Origin of the sequence: Paracoccus sp. NSM (assembly GCF_052379855.1) — a bacterium.
Lineage (GTDB): Bacteria > Pseudomonadota > Alphaproteobacteria > Rhodobacterales > Rhodobacteraceae > Paracoccus.
On record NZ_JBQTCG010000004.1, the window covers coordinates 122,006 to 138,055 of the forward strand.

Consider the following 16,050-nt stretch of genomic DNA (forward strand, 5'->3'; position numbering starts at 1 on the left):
TTAGGATCTCGTCTTAAGGACCGTGAGGGCGGCAACCAGACCGACCCTGTATTTGCTATGGAAGAGACCGCTTCTCGACGGCGGAGCCCGCCTGGGCAACTATTCAACGGGTATCCGGTCGCTCGGATGCCCCGTGATCTGCTGCCCTAAACGGCGATTTGTTCCCGAGCTAGGACGTTGTCGACCTGGATCGTCCCGGGATGGCCGACCTTGTGGCAAACCCGTTCCAGGGTCCGGACCAACGGCCCACGATCACAGCCCGCTGAAAGACGTCGAAGACCCGCGGCGCGATATCTGCGACGCGTTCGCAGGATCGGCCACCTGCTGCAGCGTGGACACCACGTCCTCGGCCGTCAGCGGACGGCCCGAATGGACGGCGACATCGTCGCGGATCCGCACGGTGAAGGTCCGGCCGTCATCGCCGCTTTACAATCGGTCGCCAGAACGCCGCGCGGCTGCCCTGTTTCCGCGTCGAGCACCGTGAGCGAGTCGACGACGTTGCGGCGAAACGCGTTGTTGCCGCCGCGACCGGCAAGGATGGCGTTGGGCTGGATGTCCGCCGTCTGCGCGATGCGCAGGGTGCCGCCGACCTGCGGCGCGTCCTGCCCGACCGAGGGGCCGGTCGCCAGCGCAGCGCCAGGCACCGTCACGCAACCAAGAAGAATCGCACGGCGCCCGATGCCGGCGATCCCCATCTCTTTTCCTGACATGTCACTTACGGCCTTTTGCCCTCATCGCATCCGAACCGCCGACGGCCCTGAAGATCCGCGGCATGACGCGCCGCGGATCGCCCTCGCGCATGACAACCGAATTGGACAAAGGCAGCGATCTTGCAACCAGCAGATCGATCAGCCCGGCCTCTTTCACCAGGCTCATGTCCTACAACTCGCTGAAGACGTTCGTCATCGTCTGAAGGCTGAAGAGCATGTCCTGCCCGATCCGCTTGCGCGAAGGTCCGGGTTGATCGCGCATACCAGCTGGCGCGACGGCGCGGTCCGGATCTGCATCCGGCCTGCTACCGGGCAAGCCAGCCTCCATCGACGTTGAGGATTGCGCCGTTGATGTAGTCGGATGCGGGCGCGGCCAGGAAGACGGCGCTTTGGGCGATGTCCTCGGGGCGGCCCCAACGGGCGGCGGGGATGCGGTCGAGGATCGCGCGCGACCGGTCGGGATCGGCGCGCAGGGCCTCGGTGTTGGCGGTCTCGATATAGCCCGGCGCGATGGCGTTGACGTTCAGCCCCCGCCCCGCCCATTCATTCGCCATCAGCTTCGTCAGCCCCGCCACGCCATGTTTCGAGGCCGTGTAGGACGGCACCCGGATGCCGCCCTGAAACGAAAGAAGCGAGGCGATGTTGACGATCTTGCCCATGCCTCGCGGCAAAGCGGCGCGGGCGAAGGCCTGGCAGGTGAAGAACAGCGCCTTGAGGTTCACATCCATCACCGCGTCCCAATCGGCCTGCGAGAAATCCACCGCGTCGTCGCGCCGGATGATGCCGGCATTGTTCACCAGAATGTCGATCCGCTCGGCCGCAAAGACCTCTTGCGCGGCCATCGGGTCGGCGAAATCCAGCCGCAGCGCGCGCCCGGACCCCATCAGCGCCAGCGTCTCGTCGCAGTCGCGCCGACCCGATGCGATCACCTCGGCCCCTGCCTGCGCCAGGGCCACCGCGATGGCCTGCCCGATGCCGGTATTGGCGCCCGTCACCAGCGCGGTCCGGCCCGTCAGGGAAAAGGCGCTCACCGCAGGTCCCCCGGCTGGATAAAGTCCATGTCGGTATAATCCACATTGTCGCCGGCCATCGCCCAGATGAAGGTGTAGCCGCCGATGCCCGCGCCCGAATGGATCGACCAGGGCGGCGACAGGACCGCCTGTTCATTGGCCACGAACAGGTGGCGCGTCTCGGTCGGCTCGCCCATCAGGTGCAGCACGCGCGAGGCCTCGTCCATGCCGTGATAGAGATAGGCCTCCATCCGCCGGTCGTGGATGTGGCTGGGGATGGTGTTCCAGACCGAGCCGTCTTCCAGCGTGGTATAGCCCAGGACCAGCTGGCAGCTTTCCATCACAAGCGGGTGGATGAACTGCTTGATCGTGCGCTTGTTCGAGGTTTCCACCGCGCCCATGTGGACATGCTTGGCCTCGGCCACCGTGACCAGCCTGTGCGGCAGCGCCCGGTGCGCGGGGGCCGAGGTGATGTAGAACCGCCCCTGCCCCGAAAACGTCACCGGCCCCGCGCCCATGCCGAGATACAGCACATCGCCCGTCGCCAGGTCCCAGCCCTGGCCCGCGGCCTCGATCCGGCCGGGGCCGCCGATATTGACGATCCCCATCTCGCGCCGGTCGAGGAAGCTGGGCGTCCTGGTCTCGGCGATCTGGTTCAGGGTCAGGCTGGCGCCGCCCGGCACCGCGCCGCCCACGACGAAACGGTCGTAATGGGTGTAGGTCAGGCGGATCTCGCCCGGCGCGAACAGCCCCTCGACCAGGAAATGCCGGCGCAGCTGGGCGGTGTCCATGCCCCTGGCGTGGTCCGGGTGGATCGCGTGGCGCGTCTCGACATGGGTCATAGATAGGGTCCTTTCAGAGAAAATCGTCGCGGCGGGGGGTGAAGCTGTCGATCAGCACCCCGCCTTCCAGGCAGAGGCATTCGTGCTCGGCCCCCGAGGGGATGATGAAGGCATCCCCCGGTCCGACCTCGAATTCGCGCCCGTTCACGCGGAACCGGAAGCGCCCGGATTCCACATAGGTCGATTGCACATGCATGTGGCTGTGCGGCTGGCCGCGGTCGCCTCTGGCAAAGGTGAAGCCCACGACCATCAGTTCGGGGGCATGGGCCAGGACAATGCGCAATGGATCGCTCATCGGAACAACGACGGCAGCCAGAGCGACAGCGCGGGCACGTAGGTGACCAGCATCAGCGTCGCCAGCGCGGCGCCGTAGAAGGGCCAGATCGTGCGCATCGCCTGCCAGATGCTGATGCGCCCGACCGCGCAGCCCACGAACAGCACAGCCCCCACCGGCGGCGTGCAGAGGCCGATCCCCAGATTGAGGATCAGGATCACCCCGAAATGCACCGGGTCCACCCCGAAGGCCATCGCCACGGGCAGGAAGATCGGCGTGGTGATGACGATCAGCGGCGACATGTCCATGAACGTGCCGAGGATCAGCAGCATCACGTTCATCAGCAACAGGATCACCAGCGGGTTCGACGAGACGTTCTGCAACACCTCCACCAGCTGCGTCGGCACGCGCAGATAGGCCAGCAGCCAGCCGAAACAGGCCGCGCAACCGATCACCAGAAGCACCATCGCGGTGGTGCGGACGGCGCCCTTGGTCGCCTCGACGAATTCGCTCCAGGGCAGGCTGCGATAAACGAGGGCGGTGATGGCCAGCGCGTAGACGACAGCGATGTTGCTGCTTTCGGATGCGGTGAAGATGCCGGAACGCACGCCGCCGAAGATGATCGCGATCAGGATCAGGCCCGGCAGCGCCGAGACGAACAGCACGCCCAGCATCCGCAGCCCGGGGAACGGCTCGGTCGGATAGCCCTTCTTGCGGGCGACCCACCACGCCGTCGCCATCAGCATGAAGGCCAGCAGAAGGCCCGGAATGATCCCGGCGGTGAACAGGTCCGCGATGGACAGGCGGCCACCGGCGGCGATGGAGTAGATGATCATGTTGTGGCTGGGCGGGATCATCAGCGCGATGATCGAACTGACCACCGTGATGTTGACCGCGTAATCGACGTCATAGCCGCGTTCCTTCATCTGCGGCACCATCAGCCCGCCCACCGCGCTGGCATCAGCCGCCGCCGAGCCCGAGACGCCGCCGAACATCAGGCTGGCGGTGATGTTCACCTGCCCCAGCCCGCCGCGCAGATGCCCGACCATCGCGCCCGCCAGGGCGACCAGCCTGCGGGCGATGTCGCCGCGCACCATCAGGTCGCCCGCATAGATGAAGAACGGAATGGCCATCAGCGCAAAGACCGAGATGCCGCTGTTCAGCCGCTGAAACACCACGACCGGCGGCAGGCCCAGATAAAGCACCGTCAGAAAGCTGGACGCCCCCAGACAGAAGGCGACCGGCGTGCCGATCAGCAGAAGTGCGGCGAAGCTGCCGAAGAGGATCCAGTATTCCACGGCCTCAGCCCTTTCTGTCGCCGGGCGCCGCCGGGCGCGCCGATTGCCGGTGCTGCGTCGGGGCCGGGTCCCCGGCCTCGTCGAAATCGCCGAAACGCAGCGTGCGCAGGCCCGCCGCGCGGCGCAGGATGCGCTCGACCGAGAAGAGGATCAGCAGCGCCCCGCCCCCGATCACCGGCGCGAAATCCCACAGCCGCGAGATGCCGAGGCCCGGCACCAGACCCGAGGCCGCGCGTTCCGCAAGCTGCCACCCGAACCAGACCATCCCCAGGCCGAAGCCCGTCACGACCAGATCGGACAGCGTGTGGAACCACGGGCGCCAGCTTGCCGGCACGACCATCAGCCCGACATCGAAGGACAGGTGATAGCCCTCCTTCACGCCGACCGCCGCGCCCAGAAAGATGAACCAGCCCATCAGCATCACTGCGGCTGGCTCGGCCCAGAACAGGCTGAAGCCCAGCAGGTAGCGCGAGACCACCTGCGCAAAGACGAAGGCGGTCATCAGGACCAGCCCGATCCCCGCCAGCCACAGCCCCAGTTGCGCCACCGCGCCGGTGACGCGGGCCAATCCGATCAAGGCCTCGCGCATCGCATCCCCTTTCGCGATGGGGCCGCCCCGCCGGGGGGCGGCCCGGCTTGTCATTCGGTCGCGCGGATCCGGGCAACCAGGTCCTGCGCCTCGGGCGAGCTGGCGTATTTCTCATAGACCGGGGCCATCGCATCCATGAAGGGCTGCTTGTCGATGTCGCGCACGATCTGGGCGCCCGCCGCGATCACGCGTTCCTCGGATGCGGTCTCGGCCTCGGACCACAGACGGCGCTGCGTCGTCATGGAATTGCGCGCGGCCTCGCGCAGGATCGCCTGATCCTCGGCGGACATCCGGTCCCAGGTGGATTTCGACATCGCCACCAGTTCCGGCACCATCAGGTGCTGGTTGATCGTGTAATGAGGCGCGACCTCGAAATGGCCGGAACTGTCATAGCTGGGAAAGTTGTTCTCGGCCCCGTCGATCACGCCGGTCTGGATCGCGGAATAGACCTCGCCATAGGGCATGGGCGTGGCGGTGGCGCCAAGCGCGGTCATCATGTCCACGAAGACGTCGTTCTGGATGACGCGGATCTTCATGCCCGCCAGATCCTCGATCGAGGTGATGGGCTTTTGCGAATTGTAGAAGCTGCGCGCCCCGCCGTCGTAATAGCCCAGCACGATCAGATCGCGTTCCTCGAAGGCGGCGGCGATCTCGTCTCCGATCGGGCCGTCCATGACGGCGTGCATATGCGGCACGTCACGGAACAGGAACGGCAAAGAGAAGGTCTGCGTCACCGGCACGATGTCGTTGAACGTGCCGAAGCTGGCGCGGACCATGTCGATCACGCCGAACTGCGTCTGTTCGATCGTGTCGCGTTCCTGGCCAAGCTGGGCCGAGGGGAAGACCTCGATGCAGACGCGACCCTCGGTCCGTTCGCGGACCTCCTCGGCCATGGCCTTTACGCCCTCGACGGTCGGATAGCCGTCGGGATGGGTGTCGGACGAACGCAGGGTGATCTCGCAGGCGGCTGCGAAACTGGCCGAGGCCAGCAGAGCGGCAAGGGTTGTCGTCAGGAACTTCATCTTATCCTCCCAATGTGAAGTTCAGAGCTTGTAGGCCCGTTTTGCCAGGCCATAGGTCAGGTCGCGCGCGACCTCGGGCGCCTCGTTCTCCGCAAGGCGTCCCGTGGCGACAAGCGTCGCCAGATAGCTGCAATCGACCCGCCGGGCGACGTCGTGCCGTGCCGGGATCGAGCAGAAGGCGCGGGTGTCGTCGTTGAACCCCACGGTGTTGTAGAAGCCCGCCGTCTCGGTCGTCATCTCGCGGAAGCGGCGCATCCCCTCGGGGCTGTCATGGAACCACCAGGGCGGCCCGAGCCGCAGGCAGGGCCAGACCCCGGCCAGTGGCGCCAGTTCGCGGGCATAGGACGTCTCGTCCAGGGTGAACAGGATCACGGTCAGGCGCGGGTCCATGCCCACCGCGTTCAGCAGCGGGCGCAGGGCCGCGACGTAATCCGTGCGGCCTGGGATGTCGAAGCCCTTGTCCCGACCGAAGGTCGCCAGCACGGTATCGGAATGGTCCCTGCGCGCGCCGGGATGGATCTGCATCACCAACCCGTCATCAAGGCTCATCCGGGCCATCTCGGTCAGCATCTGGCCGCGGAAGGCGTCGGCCTCGTCGGCGGTGCAGGCGCCGCGCAGGGCTTTCTGGAACAGCGCCGCCGCATCGGCCTGCGGCAGATCCTCGGTCCGGGCCGTGGCGTGGCCATGATCGCTGGAGGTCGCGCCATGCGCGATGAAGAAGGCACGCCGCACGCGGTGGGCCTCCAGATAGCCCGACCATTGGGTCGTGTCGCAGCCCGTCTGCTGCCCCATCAGCGCGACATTATCCGCAAAGCCCGCCATTTCGGGATCGACCACGCCGTCGGGGCGATAGGCGGTGATCACCCGGCCCTGCCAGCCACTGTCGCGGATCATCCGGTGCCAGCGCAGATCGTCGGTGGCGGCCTCGGTCGTGGCGATCACCTCGATGTTGAAGCGGTCGAACAGCGCGCGGGGGCGGAATTCGGGGCGCATCAGGCAATCGGAGATGTGGTCGTAATACCAGTCCGCCGTCTCGGCCGACAGGTGGCGGTCGATGCCAAAGACATTCTGGAACGCATGATCCAGCCACAGCCGCGAGGGCGTGCCCCGGAACAGGTGGTAATGCCGGGCAAAGAGCCGCCAGATCGTGCGCCCGTCCGCCTCGGTCGGGCCGCCATCGACGCGCGGCACGCCCAGATCGGTCAGCGCCACGCCCTGCGAGCAGAGCATCCGAAAGACGTAATGGTCAGGCGTCACGAACAGCCGCGCCGGATCGGGAAAGGGCTGATCCTCGGCGAACCAGCGCGGATCGGTATGTCCGTGCGGCGACAGGATCGGCAGGTCGCGCACCGTGCCGTAAAGGGCGCGCGCCAGATCGCGGGCGCGCCCCTCGATGGGGAACAGGCGATCCTCGTCCAGCAGGCCCATGCGATCCCCTCCCGACTCGCTTGCCAATCTCCTAGTCGTCTAATATGCTAGTTTACAGGACCGGTCAACCACGAGACGCCACCATGCCCCTGCCGGAAATGGACAGCCTGCCGCCGATGGATGACGTGCGCCCGCGCAGCGTCACCGATCAGATCTTCGACCTGCTTTACGCGCGGGTGGTGAATCTGGCGCTGCCCCCCGGCGCCAAACTGTCCGAGGCCGAGGTCGCGGCGCAGTTCGGCGTCTCGCGCCAGCCGGTGCGCGACGCCTTCTACCGGCTGTCGCAACTGGGCTTCATCCAGATCCGCCCGCAGCGTGCCACGATCGTGACGCCCATCTCGCCCGATGCCGTGATGCGCGCCTACTTCATCCGCAGCGCCCTGGAAGAGGCGACGATGCGCGTCGCGGCCCACGCGCTTGGACCGGCGGACTGGGATCATCTGGACGCGCTGATCGACCGGCAGGAGGCCGCCAGCCGCGCCGATGATCGCGCGCTGTTCCATGCGCTGGATGACCAGTTCCACCACGACATCTGTCAGGCGGCGGGCAAGGATTTCGTCTGGACGCTGGTGCGCGACAACAAAGGCCACATGGACCGCGCGCGCTTTTTGTCGCTGTCCTATGGCGCGACCACGGCCAGCACCGAACATCGCGACATCCTGCAGGCCCTGCGTGCCCGCGACGGCGAGGCCGCCGCGCTGGCCGTGCGTCACCACCTCAGCCGGATCGAACAGATCCTCGACCGGCTGCGCAGCGAACAGCCCGCGATCTTCGACTGAACGCCAGCCCGGCGGACGAGGCTAGAGAACCGCGCCGATCTTCCACGGCACGAATTCATGGTCGCCATAACCGAATTCCTCGGACCGGGTGCGCCGGCCCGAGGCCGTGTCAAGAAGCGCGTCGTAGATGGCAGCGCCCATGCGGGCCAGTGGCACGCCCTGATCGACGACCGGGCCGCAATCGATGTCCATATCCTCGGGCATCTGGCGGAACAGTGCGGAATTCGAGGCCAGCTTGATCGACGGCGCGGGCCTTGCGCCGAAACACGACCCCCGCCCGGTGGTGAAGGCGATCAGGTTAGCCCCCGACGCGACCTGCCCCGTTGCCGCAACCGGGTCGTAGCCGGGGCTGTCCATATAGACCAGACCGCGCGCCGTGATCGGCTGCGCATAGGCACAGGCCCCCGACAGCGGCGCAAGCCCCGCCTTGGCGACCGCCCCAAGCGACTTTTCCAGGATCGTGGTCAGCCCGCCCTTCTTGTTCCCCGGCGAGGGGTTGTTGTCCAGCGAGGCGCCGTTGCGTTCGGCGTAATCGCGCCACCACTCGATCATCGCCCGAATGCGCGCGCCCGTCTCGGGATCGGCGCGCGCGATCAGCAGATGCTCGGCGCCAAAGATCTCGGGCGTCTCGGACAGGATCGAGGTCCCCCCCGCCGCGACCAGCAGATCCGAGGCCACGCCAAGCGCAGGGTTCGCCGTGATCCCCGAAAATGCATCCGACCCGCCGCATTGCATCCCCAGAACCAGCCCCGAGACCGGCTGCCTGCTGCGCCGGTCGCGGTCGGCTTTCATCGCGATGGGTTCCAGCAATTCCAGCGCCCGCCGCACCGCCGAGGCCGAGCCGCCGACCTCCTGGATGTTGAAGCTGTGGAAGCGCTGGCGCGTCCAGTCGGTCGGCTGATAAAGCGTCAGTTGGTTCACCTCGCATCCCAGCCCGACGATCAGGACGCCGCCGAAATTCGGGTGATCACGATAGCCCTTCAGCGTGCGGACCAGCGTGTCGAACCCCTCGCCCTGCGCGGTCATTCCGCAGCCTTGGTCGTGGACGATCGGAACGAAGCCGTCCAGTTGCGGGAACCGCGGCAGAAGCTGGCGGTTCGCCGCATCCGCGATCGCGTGGCACACTGTCGACGAGCAGTTGACCGAGGCGATGACGCCGATGAAGTTCCGCGTGCCGACCCGCCCGTCGGGCCGGGCGAAGCCGTCGAAATACACCCGCGCCGGCGGTGGCGGCAGGGCGGCGCGCGATCCCACGCGCTGCGGGTCATGGGCCGCCATCCCGGCATTCTGGACATGGACATGCTGCCCCGGCGCAATCGGATGCAGCGCCTCGGCCATGATCTGGCCGTATTTGACCACCGCCTGCCCGGCCTTCAGCGCGGACAGCGCGAACTTGTGGCCGCGTGGAACATCCTCGACCAGAGAAACGCCCAGCACCGTCTCGCCCGCCGCCAGCGCGCGCAGGGCGACCGCGACATTGTCCTGGGCCGACAGGCGCATGGCGGCGGGCGCTTCGGGGCCCGCGCCTGCTGGCCGCACGTTCAGGATCGGGGCGCCGGGTCGGGTCATCGCGTCTCTGCCTGTTGCCTGGTGGGATTCGGTTCTTTATAGAATAAGGACCGAATGGGTCAATCGCCTTGCGCGGATCAAGGGGGGCGGATGCCGCGCGACAACCGGCTGTTCAAGACGCAGGTGAACCGGGTGCTGGACCTTCTGGCCGCGCAGGGTCAGACCGCCCTCGGCTCGGAGGCGGAGCTGGCGCACCGCCTGCAAGCCAGCCGCACCACCATCCGCGCGGCCCTGACCCATCTGCGCGATCTGGGCATCCTGTCATGGGACGGGCGCGACAAGCGGCTTCTGCGCGCGCCGCGCCCGCAGGACTACTTTGCCCCCGCCGAGGCCCGCACCACCGCCGAGACGGTCGAGCAGCGTTTCCTCGGCTGGGTGCTGACCGCCGATCTGGCGCCCGGCACGATCCTGAACGAGGCGCGGCTGGCGCGGGAACTGGACCTGCCGCTGGCAGGTCTGCGCGAATACCTGATCCGCTTCCAGCCCTTCGGCCTGATCGAAAAGCAACCGAACCGGCACTGGGTCATGAAGGGCTTCACCCGCGCCTTCGCCGACGAGATGTTCGAGGTGCGCGTTCTTCTGGAACAGCGCGCGCTGGCGCGGCTGATCGCCCGGCCCGACCCGGCACTGATCGCGCGCCTGTCGGGCCTGCGGGCCGATCACCTGCGCGTCCGCGATGGCACCGAGGCCGAAGCGATGGGCTTTCCCGCCCTCGACGCCCGCTTTCACGCGCTGCTCTGCGAGGGGGCGCGGAACCGCTTCATCTTTGATTTCAGCCGCACGACCTCGATCATCGTGCATTACCATTACCTGTGGAACCGCAAGGGCGAGGCCGGGCGCAACCGCAACGCCGCCGACGAGCATCTGGCGATCCTGGACGCGATCGAGGCCGGATGCGCCAAAACCGCCCGCACCGCGCTGCAAAGGCATCTGGCGACCGCGCATCGCACCCTGCTGGCCCTGGTGCCGTGGCCCGAGGATCAGGGGCGGGCGGATCACCGTTCCGACGATGACGGGCCGGGCGACTTATCCACATTTTCCGTGGACGGTTTCGGGGATGAAACCCGGGAAAGCTGATTTATTCCATCCGGATCAATCCGTTAGGGTCAAACCTCGGCAGCGCAGTTTTGCGGCGTCAGGCGCGCACAGGTCTGTTCGATCTGCGAGCGCATCATGGCGCTGATGCAGGGTCGGCCCATCGTCTCGTTCGCGGCCCAGACCCGCACGGCAAGCGACAGCGCCTGCGCGGCAAGCGCGGCGATCAATTCGGCCTGCGGCTGATGTTCCGTGCCCAGCCGCCGCACCAGCAGCATGAGCAGCGTCTGCGTCGCCGCATCCAGCGAGGCCTTGAACAGCGGCTGCAGGGCCGGCTCGACCTCGATGAGGCGCTTGACCTGGCAGAGCAGGTCGCGCTGCACCTCGGCCTCGTCGATCATGCCCGCCATCAGCGTGACGACATCATCCAGAAGCGGCGCGCGCGACGTGACGAACCAAGCGGCGGCATCGGCATCAAGCCGGATCTGCGGGCCAAGGATCGCGGCCTGCTTGTTCAGGTAATAGTTGAAGAAAGTGCGGGTGCTGATCCCGGCCTCGGCGGCAATCGCCTCGGCGGTCACGGCGGCCGAGCCATGGGCAAGGCACAGCCGCAGGGCCGCGCGCTGGATATCGCACGCAGTCTGTCGGCGTCGCCTCTCTCGCAGGCTGGTCATGGTCTTTCCCCCCTCAAAACGGAACCCGGCGCAAGCGACGCGCGAAAATACGGCCGCACCGTGCCGTGCGAGGCGACCTGCGGCAAGGGGAAAAGGGCGGTTTTCCCGGGCGGTGTGGTTACGCCGCCCGGGAAACAGGGTCAGGCCATCGCCACCCAGACATAGGCGGCATAGCCCGCCAGCAGACCAAGCCCGGTCAGGCGCCCGATCCGGGGCCGCGTCAGCAGCACCGTCAACAGCACCGACACCGCGATCATCACCGGCAGGTCCAGCGCCAGAAAGCGGTCGGCCACCGGGATCGGCTGGATCATCGCCGTGATGCCCAGAATCCCCAGCACGTTGAAGATGTTCGAGCCGACGATATTGCCGATGGCGATTTCCGACTGCCGCCGCAGCGCCGCGACCAGCGAGGTCGCCAGTTCCGGCAGCGAGGTGCCGATAGCCACGATGCTAAGGCCGATGAACGCCTCGGACAGGCCCAGATCGCGGGCAATGGTGGTGGCGCCATCGACCAGCCAGCGCGCGCCCAGCATCAGCGCGGCCAGCCCCGCCGCGACCCAGATCAGCGACAGCCACAGCCGCGGGATCGGCGCGTCATCGGCTGCGGGCTCGTCGTTGCCGGGCCGCAGGAACGAGATCAGCAGAAAGCCCGCCAGCCCCGCGACCAGCGCCAGGCCGGTCAGTCGGCCCAGCTCTCCCGGCCAGAAGGCGGGCAGCAGCACAAGCGCCGCCCCCATCATCACCGCCGTGTCGCGGCGCAGCGTGTCGCCCATGACGCGGATCGGCCAGACCAGCGCGGCAAGCCCCAGGATCAGCAGGATGTTCCCGATATTCGAGCCGATGATGTTGCCGATGGCGATGTCGGGCACACCCCGCAGCGCCGCATCGACCGAGACCAGCAGTTCCGGCGTCGAGGTGCCGAAGCCGACTACGGTCAGCCCGATCAGCAGCGGCGGGATGGCCAGCTTGCGGGCAATGCCGACCGCGCCGCGCACCAGCGCCTCGCCGCCGATGAACAGGGCCACGAGGCCCGCCAGAAGAAGCACCCACTCCATCACGCATCCCCCCGGCAATCGGGGTTCGCGTCAGGCGGGCCTGATGGGGCGCGACCGTGCGCCATGGGGATGCATCGTTTCGTCAGTCTCATGATGAATGTCCGGTTCGGACGAGCGCCCCGCCCGGCCCGAAAAGACGACCGGCACCGAGCACGCTCGATGCGGTCCGACATCGCAACGACATGTTGCCAGAGGGGCCCGGTCCGCTGACGCAGAAGATGGCGCGGCCGCGGTGATTGTGCAAGGGGCCGCCCCGGTTCGCGCATGGCCGCGCCGGGCGCATCACCCGGCCAGCATCGTCCGGACCTCTGCCATGACGCGTTGGGCAGCGTCGTGGCGCACCGGCCCGTAGCCGCGAATTTTGCCGGGCGCGGACAGGATGGCCAGCGCCTTGTCAGCGCCGATCCGGGCGTGATCGCGGGCGATCCGGTCCATCAGGCCTTCGAACCAGGCCAACAGATCGCGGTCCAGCTTGCGGTCCCCTGAATGCGCGAAGGGGTCCAGCATCGTGCCGCGCAGGCCCTTCATCCGCGCAAGCGCCCGCAGGACCGGACGCAGCCAAGGGCCAAACGCGGTCTTGCGCTTGCGGCCCCGCCCGTCGCGCCCCGAGGGCAGCAGAGGCGGCGCAAGGTGGTGGTGGATCCTGTAATCGCCCTCGAACGCGGCGGCGATGCGGGCGGCAAAGGCGGGGTCGGAATGAAGCCGCGCGACCTCGTATTCGTCCTTCCAGGCCATCAGGCGGTAAAGCTGGATCGCGGCGGCGCGCATCAGCGCATCGCTGTCCGGCGGCAGGGCGGCGCGCAAGGCGGCAAGACGCTCGGCATAGCGGCGCGCATAGGCCTCGTCCTGATAATCGGTCAACAGCGCGACCCGGTGGGCGATGATCTCATCCGTGCCCTGGGGGGCGGGCGGCGTCTGATCGGCAAGCATGTCGTCCAGCGCAGAGGGCGTGGCGGCCAGAACGCGTCCCAGATCAAAGGCCGTGGCGTTCCGTTCGACGGCGACGCCGTTCAGCAGGATCGCCTGTTTCAGCGCGACCTCGCTGACCGGGACCAGCCCCAGCTGCCAGGCCGCGCCAAGCGCCATGATATTGGCAAAGACCGCATCCCCCATCAGCCGTTCCGAGGCCGCGTTGAAATCCTGGGCGGTGACGTTCTCGGCCCCGACGGTGCGGGCGATCAGATCCTCGCGGTCGGGAATACGCAGGTCGGCGTCGCGGTTCAGGACCAGATCGCCCGTCGGCATGGGCGCGCGGTTCAGCACGACCCGCGTGCCCGCCCGGTAATGCGCGCTGGCCTTGGGCGAGGAACAGACGACCGCGTCGCAGCCGATCACCGCATCGGCATGGCCGCGTTCGATCCGCACCTGATGGATGTCGTCCGGGCGCGGGGCCACGCGGACATAGCCCAGCACCGTGCCGAATTTCTGCGCGAAGCCGGTAAAGTCCAGCACGCTGGCGCCCCGCCCCTCAAGATGCGCGGCCATGGTGATCAGCGCGCCCACGGTCACGACGCCGGTGCCGCCCACGCCCGCCACCAGCAGATCGAAGGGCCGGTCCAGCGGCGGGATCACGGGCTGCGGCAGGCCTGCGCGCAACGCGCCCATGTCCAGCGCGGCGGGGGCGGGCTTGCGGCGCCGCCCGCCCTCGATGGTGATGAAGCTGGGGCAGAAGCCGTCCAGACAGCTGAAATCCTTGTTGCAGGATGACAGGTTGATGCGCCGCTTGCGGCCAAGGGGCGTCTCGACCGGCTCGACCGACAGGCAATTCGAGGCGATGGAACAGTCTCCGCAACCCTCGCAGACGGCCTCGTTGATGAAGGCGAAGCGCGCGGGGTCCGGGCTCTTGCCGCGCTTGCGGCGGCGGCGCTTCTCGGTCGCGCAGGTCTGTTCATAGATCAGCACCGTCACGCCCCGGATTTCGCGCAATTCGCGCTGGATCGCGTCCAGCCGGTCGCGATGGTCCAGCGTGGTCCCCGCCGGAAAGTCGCGCAGATCGAAGGCCTGTGGATTGTCGCTGACCAGCGCGATGCGTGTCACCCCTTCGGCGCGGCAGCTCTGGGCGATGGCCTGCACGCTGACGGGGCCGTCCACCGGCTGGCCACCGGTCATCGCCACCGCGTCATTATAGAGGATCTTGTAGGTGATGTTCGCGCCCGCCGCGATGGCCTGCCGGATCGCCAGAGAGCCCGAGTGATACCACGTACCCTCGCCCAGGTTCTGGAACATGTGCCGCCCGCCGTTCCAGCGTTGGGCAACCGCGATCGGCACCCCCTCACCGCCCATCTGCGCATAGCCCAGGGTCTGGCGGTCCATCCAGCCCGCCATGACATGACAGCCGATGCCGCTGGCCGCCTGACTGCCCTCGGGCAGCCTGGTCGAGGTGTTATGCGGGCAGCCCGAGCAGAAATAGGGCGTGCGGGTCGCGCCCGGCACCGCCAGGACCGGCGCCGGGGTTTCGGTCAGGGCGCGGGCGCGGTCCTCAAGTCCCTCGTCGGGAAAGAACCGCGTCAGGCGTTCGGCCAGGACCGGGACCAGCATCAGCGGGCTGAGTTCCCCGGTCCAAGGCAGCAGCGGGTCGCCCGCCGCGCGATGCTTGCCCACCATCTTGCGGGGCTTGGCGCCGGGCCAGTCGTAGAAATATTCCTTGAACTGGCTTTCGATGATGCCGCGCTTTTCCTCGATCACCAGCACCTCGTCCTTGCCGGTGACAAAGGCCAGCGCGTCGCGGCGCGCCAGGGGCCAGACCATCCCGACCTTGTAGATGTCGATGCCAAGACGGCGGCAGGCCCCCTCGTCCAGACCCAGAAGGCGCAGCGCCTCCATCGTGTCCAGATGGCCCTTGCCGGTGGTCACGATGCCGAAGCGCGCATCCGCGATGTCATAGATGCGGCGGTCGATGGGGTTCGCCTCGACAAAGGCCTCGACGGCGCGCAGCTTGTGGGTGATGCGCGTCTCGATCTCGGGGCTGGGCAGGTCCGAGAGACGCACGTGGATGCCGCCCGGCGGTCCGATGAAATCGGGCTGGGCAAAGACGCGATCTTCGGGCAGGTCCACCGATTGCCCGGATTCCACGGTTTCCGAGATCGCCTTGAACCCGACCCAGGTGCCCGAGAACCGCGACAGCGCGATGCCGTATTCGCCAAAGGCAAGGTATTCACCGACCGAGGCCGGGTTCAGGACCGGCATGAACCAGGACATGAAGGCCACGTCCGACTGATGCGGCATGGACGACGACACGCAGCCATGATCGTCCCCCGCCACGACCAGCACGCCGCCCTTGGGCGAACTGCCATAGGCGTTGCCGTGCTTCAGCGCATCGCCCGAGCGGTCCACCCCCGGACCCTTGCCATACCACATCGAGAAGACGCCCTCGACCTGGCAGGCGGGGTCCAGCACCGCCTGCTGCGCGCCAAGGATCGCGGTCGCGCCCAGATCCTCGTTGACGGCGGGCAGGAATTCGATCGCGGCCTCGGCCATGCGGGCCTTCTGGCGCCAGATCTCAAGATCCAGCCCGCCAAGCGGCGATCCGCGATAGCCCGAGACAAGCCCCGCCGTGTTCCAGCCCCGCGCCCGGTCGCGCCGCGCCTGATCCAGCATGATCCGCACCAGCGCCTGCGTGCCGGTCAGAAAGACCCGCCCGGTCTGGCGGTCATAGCGGTCCTCCAGCCTGTAGCTGTCGAAACGGGATTGATGCTGCGTCATGTCGTGGCCTCCCCTGCCTGCGGCAGAGTCTAGCCCGAAATCTGCGGATATTCTGACCATCCT

16 protein-coding genes are annotated in these 16,050 nt (G+C 67.5%); 2 read left to right on the plus strand and 14 right to left on the minus strand.

The features are described 5' to 3' along the window. Positions 1-252: 252 nt before the first annotated feature. The 10 genes from ACTZWU_RS08790 to uxaC all read right to left on the minus strand — a co-directional run bounded on the left by ACTZWU_RS08790 (position 253) and on the right by uxaC (position 7,173). Positions 253-399 (minus strand): hypothetical protein, encoded by a 147-nt coding sequence (locus tag ACTZWU_RS08790; protein ID WP_444736977.1) that lies wholly within the window; start codon positions 397-399, stop codon positions 253-255. Then, positions 354-710, minus strand: coding sequence for a hypothetical protein (locus tag ACTZWU_RS08795; protein ID WP_444736978.1), 357 nt, complete (start codon positions 708-710; stop codon positions 354-356). Before ACTZWU_RS08795 ends, ACTZWU_RS08790 begins: the two co-directional genes overlap by 46 nt. Position 711: 1 nt before the next feature. Beyond that, positions 712-876, minus strand: a complete 165-nt coding sequence (locus ACTZWU_RS08800; RefSeq protein ID WP_444736979.1) for a hypothetical protein — start codon at positions 874-876, stop codon at positions 712-714. 139 nt (positions 877-1,015) lie between these two features. After that, complete coding sequence (gene kduD, locus ACTZWU_RS08805; protein WP_444736932.1) at positions 1,016-1,741, minus strand: 2-dehydro-3-deoxy-D-gluconate 5-dehydrogenase KduD; 726 nt, start codon at positions 1,739-1,741, stop codon at positions 1,016-1,018. Beyond that, the gene (gene kduI / locus ACTZWU_RS08810) at positions 1,738-2,562 is read right to left on the minus strand and encodes a 5-dehydro-4-deoxy-D-glucuronate isomerase (protein ID WP_444736933.1); all 825 of its coding nucleotides are present in this window, start codon (positions 2,560-2,562) and stop codon (positions 1,738-1,740) included. Before kduI ends, kduD begins: the two co-directional genes overlap by 4 nt. Before the next feature lie 13 nt (positions 2,563-2,575). Continuing rightward, positions 2,576-2,857, minus strand: coding sequence for a cupin domain-containing protein (locus ACTZWU_RS08815; RefSeq protein WP_444736980.1), 282 nt, complete (start codon positions 2,855-2,857; stop codon positions 2,576-2,578). Next, positions 2,854-4,134 (minus strand): TRAP transporter large permease, encoded by a 1,281-nt coding sequence (locus ACTZWU_RS08820; protein ID WP_444736981.1) that lies wholly within the window; start codon positions 4,132-4,134, stop codon positions 2,854-2,856. Before ACTZWU_RS08820 ends, ACTZWU_RS08815 begins: the two co-directional genes overlap by 4 nt. Before the next feature lie 4 nt (positions 4,135-4,138). Next, positions 4,139-4,723, minus strand: a complete 585-nt coding sequence (locus ACTZWU_RS08825; RefSeq protein ID WP_444736982.1) for a TRAP transporter small permease — start codon at positions 4,721-4,723, stop codon at positions 4,139-4,141. A 50-nt stretch (positions 4,724-4,773) separates the two neighbouring features. Beyond that, complete coding sequence (locus ACTZWU_RS08830; RefSeq protein ID WP_444736983.1) at positions 4,774-5,745, minus strand: TRAP transporter substrate-binding protein; 972 nt, start codon at positions 5,743-5,745, stop codon at positions 4,774-4,776. Positions 5,746-5,766: 21 nt separating this feature from the next. Then, a complete protein-coding gene (gene uxaC, locus ACTZWU_RS08835) occupies positions 5,767-7,173 on the minus strand; it encodes a glucuronate isomerase (protein WP_444736984.1) in 1,407 nt (468 codons plus the stop codon). An 83-nt stretch (positions 7,174-7,256) separates the two neighbouring features. Here uxaC and ACTZWU_RS08840 point away from each other — a divergent pair, with 83 nt between their 5' ends. Then, a complete protein-coding gene (locus tag ACTZWU_RS08840) occupies positions 7,257-7,952 on the plus strand; it encodes a GntR family transcriptional regulator (protein ID WP_444736985.1) in 696 nt (231 codons plus the stop codon). A gap of 21 nt (positions 7,953-7,973) precedes the next feature. Here ACTZWU_RS08840 and ACTZWU_RS08845 read toward each other — a convergent pair whose 3' ends face one another. After that, positions 7,974-9,521, minus strand: coding sequence for a UxaA family hydrolase (locus tag ACTZWU_RS08845; RefSeq protein ID WP_444736986.1), 1,548 nt, complete (start codon positions 9,519-9,521; stop codon positions 7,974-7,976). Positions 9,522-9,611: 90 nt separating this feature from the next. On the opposite strand from ACTZWU_RS08845, the gene ACTZWU_RS08850 reads away from it, so the two are divergent. Next, positions 9,612-10,598, plus strand: coding sequence for a GntR family transcriptional regulator (locus ACTZWU_RS08850; RefSeq protein WP_444736987.1), 987 nt, complete (start codon positions 9,612-9,614; stop codon positions 10,596-10,598). A 29-nt stretch (positions 10,599-10,627) separates the two neighbouring features. On the opposite strand, the gene ACTZWU_RS08855 is transcribed toward ACTZWU_RS08850, so the two are convergent. From ACTZWU_RS08855 to ACTZWU_RS08865, 3 genes are all read right to left on the minus strand, one after another. Further along, a complete protein-coding gene (locus ACTZWU_RS08855) occupies positions 10,628-11,230 on the minus strand; it encodes a TetR family transcriptional regulator (RefSeq protein WP_444736988.1) in 603 nt (200 codons plus the stop codon). Between the two features lie 140 nt (positions 11,231-11,370). Next, on the minus strand, positions 11,371-12,285 hold the full coding sequence (locus ACTZWU_RS08860) for a calcium/sodium antiporter (protein ID WP_444736989.1): 915 nt from the start codon (positions 12,283-12,285) through the stop codon (positions 11,371-11,373). A 282-nt stretch (positions 12,286-12,567) separates the two neighbouring features. Next, positions 12,568-15,987 carry an indolepyruvate ferredoxin oxidoreductase family protein gene (locus ACTZWU_RS08865; protein WP_444736990.1) on the minus strand — a complete coding sequence of 1,140 codons (3,420 nt, stop codon included), beginning with the start codon at positions 15,985-15,987 and terminating at the stop codon, positions 12,568-12,570. Positions 15,988-16,050: the final 63 nt, after the last annotated feature.

Excerpts from the sequence above, each read along its gene's own strand:
- ACTZWU_RS08865 (WP_444736990.1), bottom strand. The coding sequence starts at position 15,987 with ATGACGCAGCATCAATCCCGTTTCGACAGCTACAGGCTGGAGGACCGC.
- uxaC (WP_444736984.1), bottom strand. The coding sequence starts at position 7,173 with ATGGGCCTGCTGGACGAGGATCGCCTGTTCCCCATCGAGGGGCGCGCC.
- ACTZWU_RS08845 (WP_444736986.1), bottom strand. The coding sequence starts at position 9,521 with ATGACCCGACCCGGCGCCCCGATCCTGAACGTGCGGCCAGCAGGCGCG.
- ACTZWU_RS08800 (WP_444736979.1), bottom strand. The coding sequence starts at position 876 with ATGAGCCTGGTGAAAGAGGCCGGGCTGATCGATCTGCTGGTTGCAAGA.
- ACTZWU_RS08795 (WP_444736978.1), bottom strand. The coding sequence starts at position 710 with ATGTCAGGAAAAGAGATGGGGATCGCCGGCATCGGGCGCCGTGCGATT.
- ACTZWU_RS08850 (WP_444736987.1), top strand. The coding sequence starts at position 9,612 with ATGCCGCGCGACAACCGGCTGTTCAAGACGCAGGTGAACCGGGTGCTG.
- ACTZWU_RS08830 (WP_444736983.1), bottom strand. The coding sequence starts at position 5,745 with ATGAAGTTCCTGACGACAACCCTTGCCGCTCTGCTGGCCTCGGCCAGT.
- ACTZWU_RS08815 (WP_444736980.1), bottom strand. The coding sequence starts at position 2,857 with ATGAGCGATCCATTGCGCATTGTCCTGGCCCATGCCCCCGAACTGATG.
- ACTZWU_RS08860 (WP_444736989.1), bottom strand. The coding sequence starts at position 12,285 with ATGGAGTGGGTGCTTCTTCTGGCGGGCCTCGTGGCCCTGTTCATCGGC.
- ACTZWU_RS08840 (WP_444736985.1), top strand. The coding sequence starts at position 7,257 with ATGCCCCTGCCGGAAATGGACAGCCTGCCGCCGATGGATGACGTGCGC.
- ACTZWU_RS08825 (WP_444736982.1), bottom strand. The coding sequence starts at position 4,723 with ATGCGCGAGGCCTTGATCGGATTGGCCCGCGTCACCGGCGCGGTGGCG.
- ACTZWU_RS08855 (WP_444736988.1), bottom strand. The coding sequence starts at position 11,230 with ATGACCAGCCTGCGAGAGAGGCGACGCCGACAGACTGCGTGCGATATC.
- kduI (WP_444736933.1), bottom strand. The coding sequence starts at position 2,562 with ATGACCCATGTCGAGACGCGCCACGCGATCCACCCGGACCACGCCAGG.